The sequence below is a fragment of the Methanosarcina sediminis genome, assembly GCF_052056915.1.
In the GTDB taxonomy this organism is placed as follows: domain Archaea; phylum Halobacteriota; class Methanosarcinia; order Methanosarcinales; family Methanosarcinaceae; genus MTP4.
This window is the reverse complement of sequence record NZ_CP195119.1, coordinates 4,084,193-4,099,761: the sequence shown is the minus strand read 5'-3', so window position 1 is coordinate 4,099,761 and position 15,569 is coordinate 4,084,193. Positions and strand designations below refer to the sequence as shown.

The following is a 15,569-nucleotide window of genomic DNA, read 5'->3' as shown; positions in this document are numbered from 1 at the left end:
ATCTTCTTCTTTAACCTATCCTAAATTTAACAAAGAAACTCCTTTATTTTCTAAAGCAGATTTATTAGCTGGTTTGATATAAAGAACTCTTCCAAAATCTAATATAGAAGCCCCATAATTTCCCATTTTTCTATAAACAAGACCTCTCTTGATTAAAGCATCCACATAATTTGGATCTTCTTTTAACGCAGCTGTGTATTTATCCAGTGCGTTTTGAAAATCCTCTTTTTTGTAAAGTGTCTCTCCTTCTTCGAAGAACTTTTGAGCGTTCATAGGTTATCTCAAAGCTTTGATCCTTGTCAAATACATATATAATGGAAATATTATATAAATAATTAGAGATATTAGATACGAATCTAAGATCAATCTTCTTGTATTGACTACAATTTTACCATCCCTTTAACTGATTTACATTTTTCCTTTCAGCAATATTTCCTTTGGATGTATTTCCCAAAATAGGATTACTCTTCAAATTAAGTTGAAAGTTTTTTACTGGTTACAAACTTCTGAAAAAAATCAAGATCATGGAAAAGGTCACTCTACAAAGATGCCCTCACAATCCTTGCCCGCTGCTCTCCGAATGCTCTGTATTCTGAGGAACTGGTTTCGTTTGATAGTCAGAACATTGACCAGAAGGATGCCGAAGGGTTTGCGAAGTATCACGGGTTCCAGGCAAGGCTGTTCAAGAAGTTTGTAGATACAGAGCGAATTTTTTTGCCAGTCCTTTTTTAAGAGGGGCAGGTTGATGTTTCTTTTTTATAACTATTTAGCCTGCCAAAATCAGTTGATTGATATTGATTTTGACTAAACTGAGATATCTGGTCGCTTACTGAGACAATATAAAAAGCGCAATCAATAGCAACAATTTAATAAAATTAATTCACAGAATTCACAGAAACATACATAAGAAGATAGCTTCGGAAAAGTCCACAATTTCCTAAAATTTGCCCAATTTGATCATTGTACATAAATTTAATAATTCCGAATGATGCCGAATTACTAATTTAAATTTCAATGACTGTGTGCGATAATTTATAGATTTCAGACTTTTCCAACGCTCTTAAAAAATTTTATAAAGATGGCCATTGATGTTGTTTTTTTTGGAATGAATAGTTACAAGTAATTTTTGAAAACCAAGATATAACTAATATTTTAATCGTTGAATAACTTACCGTCTACAGGAAGATAACAGCAAACGCTTTTATCCAGATTTATTATATATTCATCTAATGAATTAATGGCACTGGTATTTACTTTTAGTTTATCTTTCAAATTCGTAATAAGCTGATCTCTTGATTCTTTTAAGGGACGTAATTTCATTTTTTTCGCTTCAACCAATAAAAGGTGTAGGTTTCCATTCTTGTAACCAAAACCTATGCCATCGATATCTGTCAGGTCATTTCGGTCATATGTTTGAACTTTTATTTGATTTGAGCAGACAATAATTGGGCCCCTATGCTCAATCTCTCTCAAAGATTTTTCAAGACTTCCCACTTCATGCATTCTAGATTTACCGATTTCTTCAATATTTTCAAAATTCTCAATCATTTTTTTTAACGAATTTGCTGCGGAAGTTGACCCCACGTTTCCTATACAAGGTACATCCAACGTGGTATAATTATCGAACTTAAAAATGCACTTATTTTCACTAATTTGTTTCAGTAAATACAAAAAAAGATCCTTATAGATAAGTCTAAAGGTTCCTTCTTGACCACCTGAATTTGAAGTCTGAATTTCATTCTCCAAAGAAACCAAATCTTTTATAAGTTTTCCTAATATTTCAAACCTTTGGGGATCTTTGCAACCTTTGAAAAATGAAAAAGCTATGTTATAATTTTCTTTTTTAATACTAGGTTCTACAGAAAATATACATTTTTTAATTCCATAATCTAAATTTAACTTATCTTCATATTTGAAATTAAGTATATTTTTTAACTTATTAGGATACATTCTATCATAATTTTCTTGCCCCCATAATTCAAGAAGATTTGGATTTTTAGCACATATAGAAAACTTTATCTGAGAGTCGAGATCTAAGTAATCAGTATAATTATATTTATAGTTAAAGTTATCATTGCGGTATAAAAATTTAAAAAATTTATTGATGCCATAAATTTCATCATCCTTACACATTTTTTTTATATTTTCAGCTACTCTTTTTACATGAAATCCTTGTGCTTGCAAAGAGTCTTCTGATTGATAAATAGTTGAAGAGAGAAATTTATCAAAATCATTTATGCTTTGAGCAATATGATTACCATTGTCAAGAAACAATTTATCAACATATTCAGACAAATTGATTAAAATGCATTCCAAATCGAAGTTAAATGGTGTTGGACCGTATTTTGAATCAAGATATAAATAAGAAATTTGTCTTATTTTGTTAAAGATTTGTTTATTTTTATTTAGCGTAATTTCTATAGATTTCTTTCTAACAATATCGAATTCATCATATTTGTCAATTACAGGGTAATCAATACAGTATAATTCGAGAACCTTAACTAAATACTCAATCAATTCAGGATTATACCTTTTATACCTACTTAAATAAAAAAAAGATAAAACTTTGTGGAGATCATAGATATTTTCTTCGGCAATTATTTTGAAAAAATAAGACTTTACTTCTTTGTTGGGAAGACCGTCTTTTAAGGATTTTTGTAATGTATAATCCCCTTTTAGACATTTCAAAAGAGCCTTTTCACTAGAAAAGGTCCCAGGAAGATGACCCATATTTAGAAGCATAATCCACATTTGAATAATTTCAACATAACTTGTATTTCGAGAATTAATTGTTACCTTTGAATTTAATCCCATGCCTTTCGATGGTTTACAGCCAGTATCTAAATCTATAACGTTTAATTGATGTAATATTCCTAATTGAACCATCACATATTCCCATCGAGAGTGATGAACACCCTCATAGACATTTCTTATTACGCCTAATTGGTCAATTTCCTTTAGACGTTGGACATGGCTTTTCTCTTTTATTAATTTATAGGCTTGTAAAGAGTTTAAATAAAGCTCAGCTTTTAGTTGACCTAAACCAGGAAGATGATATTTTAAAGTCGATTCCATGTCCATGAATACTAAAATTTCTAACTACACATATATTCTTTTTTATATGTATCAAAGATTTATATAAAAAATTTAAATCTATATAAATTAATGCATTCTTTCTACTTTAATTGTCAAGCTTACTCCTAGAAGAAAGATATCTATATGATTTTAACGAATGGACATTTAAATTGCTCCTCAAAGCGAAAGATCACAGTTTTTCGATCGCTCAAATTCGGACAAGCGGATGCAGAGGATTCGATTGAAGTGACCGCCAACCGAAAAAATATATTTTTACAGAATTGGGATTGAGAGGAAAAACTCTCTGCTAAAGAGAGAAAAACACTCCACAGTGAAGATCATAATGATAATCTAAGAATACCGTTCGTTAACAAGCTTATTTTAGATAAACGGGGCACTCACCGGTCGGCAAAGACGACCGGCTTTTCCTTAATGACTGCTTTAAAATTGAAGTAGATGTGATAAACAAAAGTTTTAGAAATGAAGTAGAGAAAAAGAATGTTTTATAAATTTGAGGGTGTTAGGTGAATAATGGTGTAAAGAATTGTGGATCAAGAAGAAATTCATATAAAATCTTTTAGTGAAGATCTAGAAGAACGTAGAGAAGCTTTAGATCATCTAAAGTTGAATTTTAATTATATTCCCGATAAACAAAAAGCATGGGAAGATTTAATAAGACTGATAAACGCTGTGGATAACTTAGGGTCATATGCGACAAATAAGGCAGAATTTATCCTTGTATCTGCTTTATCCCATGTTCCGGATAAACAGAAAGTTTGGGATGATTTGATAAAACTGACCTGCGATGAAAAACATTCTGTTAAGATGGGAGCAGCAAAAGCACTTGGATATGCTTTTCCTAAAGTCCCAAATAAACAAAAAGCATGGGAAGATTTAATAAAACTGATCACCGATGAAAACAAAAATGAATGGGTACGAAGGGAAGCATCAAAATTGCTTGGATCTGCTTTTTCAAACGTTCCCGATAAACAGAAAACATGGGAAGATTTTATAAAACTGGTCAACGAAAAAGATGGGTGGGGAAAATGGGGGGCAATACTTGTTCTCGGGTCTGCTTTTTCCCGCGTCCAAGATAAACAGAAAGCATGGGAATATTTGCACAAACTGACCAGTGATGATGAAATTTTAATGCGGATGGGGGCAGCAGGTGCCATAGGATCTGCTTTTTTAGATGTTCCTGATAAACAGATAGCTTTGAACGATTTATACAAACTGATCAGAGATGAAGACCCTATGGTGCGAAGTGAAGCATCACTAGCCATTGGATCGGTTTTTTCAAACGTCCCGGATAAACAGAAACAGAAAATGTGGGATGAGTTAATAAAGCTGTTTAATGATAAGGATTTATGGGTGCAATTATGGGTAAGACAAGCACTTGAATCTGTATCTTCAAATGTCCCTGATAAGCAGAAAATGTGGGATGATTTAATAAAACTGGCCAATGAGAGCCAGACAATTGGGCAAATGGTACCATTAATGGAACTTGGATATACTTTTTTAAATGTTCCGGATAAACAAAAAGCATGGAGTGATTTACATAAATTGGCCAACAATAGTAAATCGAGTTGGATTGCAGCAGAAGCGCTTGGATCTGCTTTTTCTGACATCCCAGATAAACAAAAAGCGTGGGAAGATTTACACAAACTAACCAGTGATGAAAGCAAAGGAGTGCGAATGCATGCAGCAAAAGCACTTGGATCTGCTTTTTCAGACATCCCAGATAAACAAAAAGCGTGGGAAGATTTGCACAAACTAACCGAAGATGGAGCCCGATGGGTGCGAATGAATGCAGCATATTCACTTGGGTCTGCTTTTTCAGACATCCCAGATAAACAAAAAGCATGGGAAGATTTAATAAAACTGACCAGTGATGAAGAAGGGGATGTGCAAAAGGCGGTAGCAAAAGCACTTGGGTCTGCTTTTTCAGACATCCCTGATAAACAGAAAGCTTGGGACTATTTAATCGAACTGGCTATAAATGAATATGAACCGGTAAGAGCTAATGCATATCATGCCCTTGGAAAAATTTCAATATATAGAGCATCGGTGGCAGAAAATGAAACCGATTACAAAAGTGAACTGGAAAAAGCGATCAATTTTTTTGACAAATCTTCTTTTGTAGACACCTACTACAACCCTTCTAATTTTTGCTTTCCATTTTACCGATCATTCTACACGATAATTTTTCCTAAAAAACAAAAGGTAGAAGATGAAATTAGTAAACACTTGAGAGAATTGAAATATACAATTATTATGTCAGAAAACAAAAAAATATTATTTGAAGCTGTTGAAAATCTGTATAATGCATTAAAGGAAGTCCAAAATTTTGAAAATATAGGCTTTGAAGCAAAGAAAAATGAACTTAATTTTTACAGGAAATACTGCGAGCAGGCCGCAGAATTGATGATTGAAACAGAAGAAGTATCACCTTATGCTACAGCTACAATAAAAAAAGGCTTTCCCCTCCTCGATCGAAAACTAAAATCCCTCCTCGAAGAAATCCAGGAGAAAGCAAAGACCGCGTGCCGGGAATCTCAAGGTACTGAGACGGAAGAAATTGCATGTGCTGTCAGTCGGGAAGTTCAGAAATGGGAAATTGGGAGTCAGGAGGAAATGACTCAAAAAGTGGAGGACGCTGCTTATCTTTTAAAATCGAAAGTAGCAGATCTACCCGAAAACGAGTATATTCTGAATAAGATTGAAGTAATGAGGTATGAAAGAGATCTGACGAAACAGTATGAAACCCTGCTTTTCGTGATTGGTCAGATTCCCACTGTGAAAGTTGTTCCTGAAGATACTGTTGTCGAAAATATAAACAAAGTAGGTCAGGATTTAGGGGCAAAACTGGATGGACTTACTCAGGAAATGAGCGAGATAAGGATCTGTCTGAAACCTGGAATAAAAGAAGAAATCGAAATTTCTTCGGGAATTGATATTTTGGGGACAGGGGCAAAGCACATAGTAACAATTCCTTTGCAGGAAATTTCTTATGATGAACTAAAAGACGATTTGAAGAGAATAAAAGGGAAGCACATTACAAAATTGGCCAGGCTTCCGGAAAGATTAGCCCGGAAAATTAAAGGCTATCTGTTGTTGAATGACAGAGAGGATCTCGTTGAACAGTTAAGCTGAATCATTCGAACTTGAGAGTTATATCTGTTTGAAAATATTAATTTGCTTAACTTCTTATTCTCGTTACTTTAAAACAACAATATAAAGATCATTTTTTTCTTTTGTAAAATATCCTGGCTCTTAGCTGTTTTGCATGGACTGAAAATAAATTTTTAGTTGCAAAGTTATCATATAGAAAGGTGAAAATCTATTTTGCATGTGGTTTTGCACAACAAATGTTTTTAATGATTAAATGTTTATAAAGTGTTTTGATTTAATCCCCCTTCTCTGGTTCTCAGATCAGGTACTGGAAAACAGATTTGATTGGTTATGTATGCTTTTCTTGAAATCCCTTATCAAGAATTCTGCAAGTTCGAATCCCACCCCTCACAGTTGTGAAAATTTTTTCTGGTAGTTTGTGAATTATATCACCAATTTAACGATTTATTCAGAGACTTTTTCAAAAAGAGATGGATCTGATTCCTTTAGAGATTTCAGTAACTTTTCATCTAATTTAGCTGCATAAAGACTTTTCACTTCCAAAAGTTGTTCGAGTGATAAATCAAGCGCCCCCCAAGGTAAGCTCCTGTAAGGTTAGCTCCTGTAAGGGTAGTCCCTTCAAGGAAAGCCACAAGGTGAGCTCCTGTAAGGTTAGTCCCTTCAAGGTAAGCTCCTGTAAGGTTAGCCAAATTAAAGTAAGCCCTTTCAAGGTTAGCCCTTTCAAGGTTAGCCCATTCAAGGTTAGCCATTTTAAGGTTGGCTTCTTTAAGGTTAGCTCCTGTAAGGTTAGCTCCTTTAAGATTAGCCACTTTAAGGTTGGCTTCTTTAAGGTTAGCCCATTCAAGGTTAGCCCATTCAAGGTTAGCCCATTCAAGGTTAGCCCCCTCTAAATAAGTATCACTCAAATCAAGTACCCGAAATTCTTTCTTCTCATGTTCTCTGTTTCTTCTTCTTAAAACATCAAGTACCGCTTGAATATCAATTGATAATTTTTCACCATCTCTTTTTTCATCCTTATTTATATTAATATTGGGAGAGTTCTTCCGAATATAAGCAGTCAAAATCTCCATGATAGGCCAATGGTCTTTCTCCGACTCATTTGCTATTCTTTCAAGAGCATAGATCCCGCCCAATCTAAATTCCAGACCTTTATTCCCTAACTGCTCAATAGCTCTCGTAAATCTCTCTGTAATCTGTCCTTCTTCAATTGCTGTAATACGTCGATGCGTATAATAAAGTCCAGCCAGTAATGCCATTCCTCCTAAAATCTGAGCAATAGTTAACCGGAATTTGTTTTCTAGCTCGGCAGCTTCTGCGGGACCATCAAGTGAGCCACTTAGATGTGACACCTGTAATTGAGGAACTTTCCATAAAACTATTAAAATAATAGCTGGAACAAAGATGTACAGAAGTATTTTTGGAAACAAATTTTTTATCGATATGAGAGTGCGACGTAAAAATAGGATCTCATCACTTTTCATACAAAACACAAAATGAATGATTTTTATATTAGCCAATATGAAAATTATCAGCATTGAGTGTAACAGAAAAATAAGTTAGGAGCAAAGGTAACTGAACAACTACGTTTTTTCTTTACTTAAAAAATCCAGCTTTCACACAGCCCTTATAAGCCATTTTTTTGAGTGGGTGTTTGTGTTATCCTTTGTGTGCCTGAGATTTCTCCTCAGAGGGCTTTTGTGAGGTTACATTATCTCCTGCTTCGAAAACACTTGAAGGGTTGGGAAATCCCCAAGTATCCGCTGAAACTAACAGAATTTTTCAATGCATGAATATTAAAAAAAGTTTTAAATTATAATAAAATAATATTTAATGATTAAATGTGCCTTTCTCAGATTTAGGACTTGAATATAAGCTACCTACCATAGAAGTAAAGAGCCAAACGGTTATCGAAATTAATGGCAGAAAGATGTAATGGCTAAATGGAAGACTTTATTATGTGGTATAGTAGGTGAACTTTTTGAAAAACCCAGAATGAAGCCACAAATTTAGAAAAAGTTAAATTAGCTAAAAGTGATTACTGAAACATGAAAAAGAGTTGCTTTGTTATAATGGCAATAGGCGACCAAAAATATGGGGAGTTGAGCATCACTGCTGAAGAACTTCGAACTCGATATGATGATTTAATTAAAGAAGCAATCTTAAATTCAAGGCCTGATTTAGAGGTAATACGTTCCGACGATGTTGAAGCCCCTGGTGGAATTACAAGTGATATATTTAAAAGAATAATTAAATCCGATTATGTGGTAGCTGACATTACTTATCCAAATCCTAACGTATTTTATGAGCTAGGTATAAGACACGCAATAAAACCAGGAACCACTTTAATAAAAGAAAAGAATGGAATCCCTGCTCCATTTGATATTTCCCACACAAGGTACATAGAATATGAAAATACTCCTACTGGATTGAAAAAACTATCTGACAAGCTTAGAAAACAATTTATTTGGTTTGATTCTAATCCAAACATCCCTGATAATCAATTCATAGAGTTGACAGCACCTGAAATGTTTGAACATTTTCAATCCACTAATCTGGGAAGTGAGATTCAAAAAAATCCTGAAGACGACAAAAAAAGTGAGATTAAAAACAATACAAAAGAAAAAGAGCTAGAGGGGAAGCTACAAGAATATAGGAAAGAACTCCTCGTGACTATCGAAAGAAATGCAGATGAAAAGGCAAAATTAGTCGTATATATAACTAAGGCAGTATATTTCATAGCTTTTGTAGTAACAACCTTTTACATTGTTGACCATATGTCAATATTACTTCCATATAATATGTTCATGTCTGCGTTTTTAGATACAACTATGCTCATATCTGCGTTTTTAGCTATAAAATATGATATTTTTTGGAACAAATATAAAGAAATAATAAAGAATATGTTTTTAAAGATATACAAATGAATGGAAATAATTAAAAGTGTAAACTACAGCTCCATAAATCAAAAAACACTTAATTTTTTGACTTTTTATCATTCTCCATAGGCAAGAGTATCCAAAGATTCAGAGTGAAGAAACCCTCAACTGAAAAATATATTTTTACATAATTGGTATAGAGGGAAGCGAAAAATGAGAGGGATGGAAACTTGCTGCTTTTAAAGAACATTGCCGGAGAGGGGTTCGATCGCTCGAATTCGGACAGGCGGAGGCGGGGGGAGGGGCAGATTGGAGCAGCCCGCTGACCAGAAAAATATATTTTAATTGACTTGATAAATGTTTGAACAACAAATGGGAATTGTTTTATTTTTTAAAGGTGTTAATGGATAGTGGTGCAGTTATTTGTTCGGTCAAGAGGAATTCTATAGAAAATACTCAAGTTCCGACCCGATGGAACGTAGGGAAGCATTGAAAGAACTAAAAAAGAATTTTAAAATAATCTCAGATCAACAAAATATATGGCAAGATTTAGTGAAATTTACAGTTACCGAAAATAATGGCTATGTGAAGTCATATGTAACAGAGTGTTTAATAGATGTTTTCCGCCATGTTCCTGATAAACAAAAAGCATGGAATGATTTGATTGAACTCCTGACTTATGAAGATAAAGAGTTGATATGTACAACATCAAATATTCTCGCTTATGCCTTCTCCCATGTTCCAAATACGAAAAAAGCATGGGAGGATTTACATAAACGTGTAAACCATAAAAATAGTGATGTTAGGTCAGGCATAACAACTTTCATTGATCTTACTTTTGCAGAGATTCCTAATAAACGAGAAGTTTGGGATGACTTAATACGCCTTTTGAATGATGAAGAAAATTCTGTAAGAGGAAGTGCAGCATTTACCCTTTTTCTTGTTTTACCGCATGTCCTTGACAAACAAAAATCATGGGACGACTTAATAAATCTCATGACACACAAGGACCAAGAGGTGCAAAGGAATTCAGCATTTTCCCTTGGACATATTTATTTAGAAGTGCCTAACAAAAAACAAGCGTGGGAAGACATACATAAGCTTACAGAAAATGAAAGTGCAATTGTTAGAGGAAATGCAGCATTGGCACTTAAATTTGTCTTATCAAATTGTCCAGATAAGAAACAGGCATGGGAAGATCTGCACCGATTAGCAAAAGATGAGGACAAATATATTAAGGAAGGTGTGGCATTCGCCCTTTGCTCTATAAATTCAGGAACTCCCAATAAACAGCAGGCTTGGGATGATTTACACAAACTCGAATCGGAAGAAAATAAGCACATAAGACTTAATGTAGCTTACTCCATAGGTTATGCATATTCGGCTGTTCCAGATAAAATTCAAGCAAAGAACGATTTAATAAGTCTCACAAATGATGAATCAAGGGAAGTGAAAATGAATGCAAATTACTCCCTTGGAAAGGTTTCAATTTATGAGGCATCACAGACTGAAAATGAAGAAGATTATAAAAGAGAATTAGAAAGCGCCATTAAGTTTTTTGAAGAAGCTGCAAAAGTTTCAACTTCATTTAACCCTGCTCAATTTTGTCTACCCTTTTATCGCTCCTTCCACACAATAATTTTCAAGGAACAAAACGAAGCAAATGAAGAGCTAAAAACGTACCTTGAAGATGCAAAGAATGCTATAGAGGGATCGGAAAATAAAAAAATGCTCATTGAGGCTGTTGAAAACCTTGCTAAAGCATTAAAAGAAGTCCAGAATGCAGAAAATATGGATTTAAATGCTATGAAAGGTGAGCTTAATTTCTATAGAAAATATTGTGAGCATGCAGCAGAACTCATGAGAGATGCCGAAGAAGCAGCACCTTTTGCAACAGCTACAATGAGAAAAGGCCTTCCCATCCTCGATCGAAAACTAAAATCCCTCCTCGAAGAAATCCAGGAGAAAGCAAAGACCGCGTGCCGGGAATCTAAAGGTACTGATACGGAAGAAATTGCATGTGCTGTCAGTCGGGAAGTTCAGAAATGGGAGATTGGGAGTCAGGAAGAGATGAGCTGGAATGTCGAAAACCTTATTTTTGCTTTAGAATCGAGTATTCCCATAGTACCTTCAAATCAGCATATTTTCGATAGAATCCAGCAAATTAGGGAGCAGAAAGACTTGGCAAAGCAGTATGGGATGGTGGCTACCCTCGTTCCATTGATTCCTAAATTATGTATGGAACAAAAAATAGATTCAATGGAGAGAAAGCTTGATGATATTATTATCTATATTTCGGAATCTCACACAGATCTCACAATATCTCTTGGGGCAGACTTCTACGGCAATGGAATGAAAGTTACTAAAACGATACCTATCCAGAAGTTTTCAGACCATGAAAAAGGAGAGATTGAAGGAAAAATCCAAGGGAATGATGGAATTAAACTTTCAAGCTTATCTACAACATTGGTCAAAAAAATAAAAGATCACCTTTTTTGAACGTCATATTTTAAGCGATAATCAAGATATTGCCATATGCTCCTCAACTCTTCACTAAATGCAAATTATATATCACCAACAGATCAAAAATATTTAATATTGTAAATATGTATTTAGATTATGTACTCGGATGATGATTCCTTAACCTTAGTTGTTTGGATGTTCTTAATCGCTGGTGGATTTCTTTCTTTGATTGTTTTACTAAAATTCTTAACAAGTCCACAAACAGGAAGTATCGCTGGGTATCCAATAACAATGCCTGGATTTGCCTGGTTGGGATTACCTGCTTTTGCAATACTAATCCTAGTAATCTACGCAAAAAACAGAATGTAATACAGAGTTTTGGGAATTTTCTGAAGAGTGACTACCTTTTTTCGAAATGGAATACTTCATTCGATAGAGAACCCTTTTCCATATTGATAGATTGAAGGGGATCATGGACAAGCGGTTCCAAGGAGTTAGATCGAAGCAGCCCACCGACCGAAAAAATATATTTTAACTGAAATGAGATCGAGAGAAAAATGTACCACTGCAATTCGAAAACACTCCACGCAAAAGGTCGTATTGATTTTCTAAAAGCAGCCCCGAGGGAGCCAGTATCAGAGATCAGCTTGCCAAGTTGAGAAAAATTCTCAGTCCGCTTGAGCGAAGCGAAACGGACCTCGTGCTCCCGAAGCGAAACTCGGGTGAGAAAAATGAGCGAGAGGGAAACTTACTGCTTTTAAATGAAAATCACCGGAGGAGGGGTTTTCGATCGCTTGAATTCGGATAGGCGGAGGCGGGGGGAGGGGCAGATTGGAGCAGCCCACCGACCGAAAAAATATATCTTAACTGCTATGGGATTGGAAAAACTCTATATAATCCAAAAAATGGCCAAACCACAAACCTTACTTCAAAAGAGCTTCGAATTCTTCTACCGTAAGTCCTGAAGTTTTTATCAACTTTCTCAAAAGGCCCGGTTTCAGTTCCTTATGCTTCGGAACAGTCAAAGTGACTTTTGAACCTTTCTTCCTCAGGACAACATGGCTTCCCACCTGCCGGTGAGGGAACCAGCCAGCTTTAGAAAAGGCTTTAATCGCCTGCATCCCGGAAATTACAGGAAGTCCGGACATTCAAGCAACCACATCAACCACTCTGCAGGATGACTTCCCTATGCATTCCTGCAGTTCATCTTCTGCGAGGGATTCCAGACAGGCCTGAATCGCTTCTTTAATATTTCCGATAGCTTCTTCAGCCGTATCCCCCTGCGAAAAACAGCCTAGTAAGCCGGGGCAGCTGGCAATAAATCCTCCGGCTTCTTCGTCTTCCTCAAGGATAATTTTGAACCTCATAATATCGATTATAAGGCTTTTTGCTTAAATTCCTATGGGTAGAGTTGGTTGAGGGGGATTGAAGAAAGAAAAAAATGAGCGAAATAGGAACTGACGCTTCTTAGCTGAATACTTTCGGAGGGGATTTATATCGCTCGAATTCGGACAGGCGGAAGCGGGAGAGGATCAGATCAAAGCAGCCCGCAAACCGAAAAAATATATTTTAACTGAATTGGGATTTACACAGCTTCTGAGCTGGTGGAAGGTTTTTCAGCAATAGCTACATACTCAGCAAAGGATTCCGATTCCGGAATTGGCAAATTGTCTTCAAGCAGTCCCTGGACATGCATTTCAATAGCCTCATGGATATTTTGTTCTACCTCAGCCCGGGTGGAGCCGGTAGCTACACAGCCTGGAAGGTCAGGGGAATATGCTGAATAATTGTTGTTTGCTTTTTCGATCACAACAAGGAAACGGTACATGATCAATCCTCCATTTTCAACTGAGCTTGCTTTCATATACTGTTCAATGTCCCCGGAGCAAGATCATCTCGGCTATGACCTGCGATTGTTACCCGGCCTGGTTTGCTCGAGTGCTTATATTGCCGGTGGCTGCCTCTCGTAGCGACCAGATACCAGCCATCGGCTTCGAGGAGTTTTATAACCTCACGCACTTTCATTTTCCATCACGATGTTTCCCGGTTCTTTGATAATATGCTCTCCAATCCGGGGCAGAAGCAGTCCATTCCTCAACCTGAAAATAATCCATTCATCGATGACTTCTTCCAGGTTTCTGCGGCATTCTTCAAGGGTCTCGCCGGTAGCCCATACACCTTCAAGTTCGGGAACCTCCCCGTAATAGGGTTCCTTATTATCAATTATTTCGTATCCAGCTTTTTCAAGGGCTGCCTGGATATACTGGATAAGCATGATTACACCTGTCCGAAAATGGTATATCTAGTTTTATGCTGTTTAAATCTTATATAGATTCTGTGGATAAGAGAACTAAAGTTTTTTAGTTGTCGATTTTTCAGGCTTCTTGAAATGGATTCGGGGATGATTGAAGCAGCCCGACGACCGATGAAATATATTTTAGATGAATGGATTATAGGGGGAAGAGCCAAAATTATGGACTTCACAGGAACATGGCACATTTATGAGATGGAAATGTGGGATGAAGACTATTTCAATATGGAAGTTCAGGCCTATATTATGATAAAGCCAGACAACCTGGGGCATTTTCAATTTGGTCTGGTTTATGGGGATATCGACGGGAGGGTTGTTGATTACGTTGATGGCAAAAGGTTCGAATTTACCTGGGAAGGAAATGATGAGTGCGACCCCGCCTCGGGTAGTGGTTGGGTCAGGATGAAAGAAAAAGATGTACTGGAAGGCGAATTTAGAATTCATCTTGGAGACAGTTCTACTTTTTTAGCAAGGAGGGTAAAAGAATAAAATCGAGTAATCCGAAAAATGCCCTGCAAAGTGCTCCTTCTAAAGTTGCAAAAATTACGGTTTTTCAATTTCCTTTTTCCTAACTTTGTCTTAACAAACGTATTCGGGTAAAGATTTCAGCAGACATCTCCTCTGCAATCCCCTCACAGGCAAGCAGCCTGCAAAACTTCATACTCCCCCCGCTTTTCTTCAAGGTTTAGCGGGTCTTGTGAAATGAATGTCAGATAAACAATTCACCCTTTTTCCAGAGTTCATCAAATTTTGCCTTGAATCGCTTTGCATATGATTCATCATATATTCTTGTCATACCGAGGTTTCTACCCGTATTGAACTGGTCTTCAATATCGAGCAGGGTTATCCTGGAATCAATGATTACAAAATTGTATTCGGTTTCTAAAATTCTTACTTCCATCAGGTCCTTAACATTGCGTCTAAATGACAGGTCTTCTATCGAATTAATAAGCTCTTTTAAAGATGGCAGTAGCTGTGATCCCGGGTCCAACATTTTAACTTTTACGCCGCGCGGTACCAAACTCAAATAAGCTTTGGCAAAGGTGGATACCGCGGAATCATATAGCTCCGATCTTCCAGGTCTGTACTTACTATGGATTACAACACATATTTCATGCTCGATTTTCTCAAAAGACGAAGCCACCATTTCATCCAGTTCATTATTACGGAACCTGTCAGGCCAGAAGACAGTTTCAACATTTTGTGGCGAATTGTCGTTGCAAAGTTCCCTTTCGATTTCATCAAATGTTTCTTTAAGCATTTTGAGCTCATTGAGTACTTCTTCCTCTTTTCTTTTGTACATGAGCTTAAATGCTCTTTCAGGATCAACCGCCCGGTATCTCTGCGGCCGTGACGGCAGGATTTCGACAAGCTCATAGTTTTTGAGGGCTTTGAGAACCTCGTAGATCTTACCTATAGGGACTTTCGATGCATGTGATAATTTGCTTGCTTCCATAGAATCCTGTTTTAGGAGTGTCAGGTAAACTGAACTCTCATACCTGTTCAATCCGATTTTTGCAAGTAATTTTTCATCCATCTTTTCACTGCATTTCAGTTTATTGTAGAGTAAAACGGTTATCTTTCTGAACGATATTAATACTATCGTTCAAGCATATGAAAGGTTCTAGCATATGAAAGTGAAGTTGTTAAGTTAAAGGCTACACCGACTGAATACATTAGTTCGAATAAAAGAACGATACGTGGCAAAGGTT

General features: G+C 36.2%; 14 protein-coding genes and 1 pseudogene. 6 read left to right on the top strand and 9 right to left on the bottom strand.

Annotated features, from left to right (window positions below; translation table 11 throughout):
• Positions 1-15 precede the first annotated feature (15 nt).
• Complete coding sequence (locus tag ACSAZK_RS17915) at positions 16-273, bottom strand: tetratricopeptide repeat protein (RefSeq protein ID WP_440955367.1); 258 nt, start codon at positions 271-273, stop codon at positions 16-18.
• 255 nt (positions 274-528) lie between these two features.
• On the opposite strand from ACSAZK_RS17915, the pseudogene ACSAZK_RS17910 reads away from it, so the two are divergent.
• Positions 529-732 (top strand): annotated as a pseudogene (locus tag ACSAZK_RS17910) (hypothetical protein); the annotation flags it as partial.
• Between the two features lie 420 nt (positions 733-1,152).
• On the opposite strand, the gene ACSAZK_RS17905 reads toward ACSAZK_RS17910, so the two are convergent.
• Complete coding sequence (locus tag ACSAZK_RS17905; protein ID WP_440955366.1) at positions 1,153-3,081, bottom strand: hypothetical protein; 1,929 nt, start codon at positions 3,079-3,081, stop codon at positions 1,153-1,155.
• A 540-nt stretch (positions 3,082-3,621) separates the two neighbouring features.
• Here ACSAZK_RS17905 and ACSAZK_RS17900 point away from each other — a divergent pair.
• Positions 3,622-6,228, top strand: coding sequence for a HEAT repeat domain-containing protein (locus ACSAZK_RS17900; protein WP_440955365.1), 2,607 nt, complete (start codon positions 3,622-3,624; stop codon positions 6,226-6,228).
• Positions 6,229-6,740: 512 nt separating this feature from the next.
• Here the strand turns inward: ACSAZK_RS17900 and ACSAZK_RS17895 are convergent.
• The gene (locus ACSAZK_RS17895) at positions 6,741-7,688 is read right to left on the bottom strand and encodes a pentapeptide repeat-containing protein (protein ID WP_440955364.1); all 948 of its coding nucleotides are present in this window, start codon (positions 7,686-7,688) and stop codon (positions 6,741-6,743) included.
• Positions 7,689-8,276: 588 nt separating this feature from the next.
• On the opposite strand from ACSAZK_RS17895, the gene ACSAZK_RS17890 reads away from it, so the two are divergent.
• From ACSAZK_RS17890 to ACSAZK_RS17880, 3 genes are all read left to right on the top strand, one after another.
• Positions 8,277-9,131, top strand: a complete 855-nt coding sequence (locus ACSAZK_RS17890) for a hypothetical protein (RefSeq protein ID WP_440955363.1) — start codon at positions 8,277-8,279, stop codon at positions 9,129-9,131.
• Between the two features lie 423 nt (positions 9,132-9,554).
• Positions 9,555-11,582 (top strand): HEAT repeat domain-containing protein, encoded by a 2,028-nt coding sequence (locus ACSAZK_RS17885; protein WP_440955362.1) that lies wholly within the window; start codon positions 9,555-9,557, stop codon positions 11,580-11,582.
• A 120-nt stretch (positions 11,583-11,702) separates the two neighbouring features.
• Complete coding sequence (locus ACSAZK_RS17880; RefSeq protein ID WP_440955361.1) at positions 11,703-11,915, top strand: hypothetical protein; 213 nt, start codon at positions 11,703-11,705, stop codon at positions 11,913-11,915.
• 554 nt (positions 11,916-12,469) lie between these two features.
• Here the strand turns inward: ACSAZK_RS17880 and ACSAZK_RS17875 are convergent.
• The 5 genes from ACSAZK_RS17875 to ACSAZK_RS17855 form a co-directional block, all read right to left on the bottom strand.
• Positions 12,470-12,694, bottom strand: coding sequence for a type II toxin-antitoxin system HicA family toxin (locus ACSAZK_RS17875; protein ID WP_440955360.1), 225 nt, complete (start codon positions 12,692-12,694; stop codon positions 12,470-12,472).
• Complete coding sequence (locus tag ACSAZK_RS17870) at positions 12,695-12,913, bottom strand: type II toxin-antitoxin system HicB family antitoxin (RefSeq protein ID WP_440955359.1); 219 nt, start codon at positions 12,911-12,913, stop codon at positions 12,695-12,697.
• A 218-nt stretch (positions 12,914-13,131) separates the two neighbouring features.
• The gene (locus tag ACSAZK_RS17865) at positions 13,132-13,410 is read right to left on the bottom strand and encodes a type II toxin-antitoxin system HicB family antitoxin (protein ID WP_440955358.1); all 279 of its coding nucleotides are present in this window, start codon (positions 13,408-13,410) and stop codon (positions 13,132-13,134) included.
• Positions 13,407-13,571, bottom strand: coding sequence for a type II toxin-antitoxin system HicA family toxin (locus ACSAZK_RS17860; RefSeq protein WP_440955357.1), 165 nt, complete (start codon positions 13,569-13,571; stop codon positions 13,407-13,409). Before ACSAZK_RS17860 ends, ACSAZK_RS17865 begins: the two co-directional genes overlap by 4 nt.
• Positions 13,558-13,821 (bottom strand): type II toxin-antitoxin system HicB family antitoxin, encoded by a 264-nt coding sequence (locus ACSAZK_RS17855; RefSeq protein ID WP_440955356.1) that lies wholly within the window; start codon positions 13,819-13,821, stop codon positions 13,558-13,560. Before ACSAZK_RS17855 ends, ACSAZK_RS17860 begins: the two co-directional genes overlap by 14 nt.
• A gap of 114 nt (positions 13,822-13,935) precedes the next feature.
• Between ACSAZK_RS17855 and ACSAZK_RS17850 the strand changes: the two genes are divergently transcribed.
• Positions 13,936-14,346 (top strand): hypothetical protein, encoded by a 411-nt coding sequence (locus ACSAZK_RS17850; RefSeq protein WP_440955355.1) that lies wholly within the window; start codon positions 13,936-13,938, stop codon positions 14,344-14,346.
• Between the two features lie 220 nt (positions 14,347-14,566).
• Here the strand turns inward: ACSAZK_RS17850 and ACSAZK_RS17845 are convergent, their stop codons facing one another.
• Positions 14,567-15,394, bottom strand: a complete 828-nt coding sequence (locus ACSAZK_RS17845; RefSeq protein ID WP_440955354.1) for a TrmB family transcriptional regulator — start codon at positions 15,392-15,394, stop codon at positions 14,567-14,569.
• Positions 15,395-15,569: the final 175 nt, after the last annotated feature.

Bases quoted from the DNA above. Each gene is read 5' to 3' on its own strand.
- ACSAZK_RS17915 (WP_440955367.1), bottom strand. From the start codon at position 273: ATGAACGCTCAAAAGTTCTTCGAAGAAGGAGAGACACTTTACAAAAAA.
- ACSAZK_RS17905 (WP_440955366.1), bottom strand. From the start codon at position 3,081: ATGGACATGGAATCGACTTTAAAATATCATCTTCCTGGTTTAGGTCAA.
- ACSAZK_RS17895 (WP_440955364.1), bottom strand. From the start codon at position 7,688: ATGAAAAGTGATGAGATCCTATTTTTACGTCGCACTCTCATATCGATA.
- ACSAZK_RS17890 (WP_440955363.1), top strand. From the start codon at position 8,277: ATGGCAATAGGCGACCAAAAATATGGGGAGTTGAGCATCACTGCTGAA.
- ACSAZK_RS17885 (WP_440955362.1), top strand. From the start codon at position 9,555: ATGGAACGTAGGGAAGCATTGAAAGAACTAAAAAAGAATTTTAAAATA.
- ACSAZK_RS17880 (WP_440955361.1), top strand. From the start codon at position 11,703: ATGTACTCGGATGATGATTCCTTAACCTTAGTTGTTTGGATGTTCTTA.
- ACSAZK_RS17875 (WP_440955360.1), bottom strand. From the start codon at position 12,694: ATGTCCGGACTTCCTGTAATTTCCGGGATGCAGGCGATTAAAGCCTTT.
- ACSAZK_RS17870 (WP_440955359.1), bottom strand. From the start codon at position 12,913: ATGAGGTTCAAAATTATCCTTGAGGAAGACGAAGAAGCCGGAGGATTT.
- ACSAZK_RS17865 (WP_440955358.1), bottom strand. From the start codon at position 13,410: ATGAAAGCAAGCTCAGTTGAAAATGGAGGATTGATCATGTACCGTTTC.
- ACSAZK_RS17860 (WP_440955357.1), bottom strand. From the start codon at position 13,571: ATGAAAGTGCGTGAGGTTATAAAACTCCTCGAAGCCGATGGCTGGTAT.
- ACSAZK_RS17855 (WP_440955356.1), bottom strand. From the start codon at position 13,821: ATGCTTATCCAGTATATCCAGGCAGCCCTTGAAAAAGCTGGATACGAA.
- ACSAZK_RS17850 (WP_440955355.1), top strand. From the start codon at position 13,936: ATGGATTCGGGGATGATTGAAGCAGCCCGACGACCGATGAAATATATT.
- ACSAZK_RS17845 (WP_440955354.1), bottom strand. From the start codon at position 15,394: ATGGATGAAAAATTACTTGCAAAAATCGGATTGAACAGGTATGAGAGT.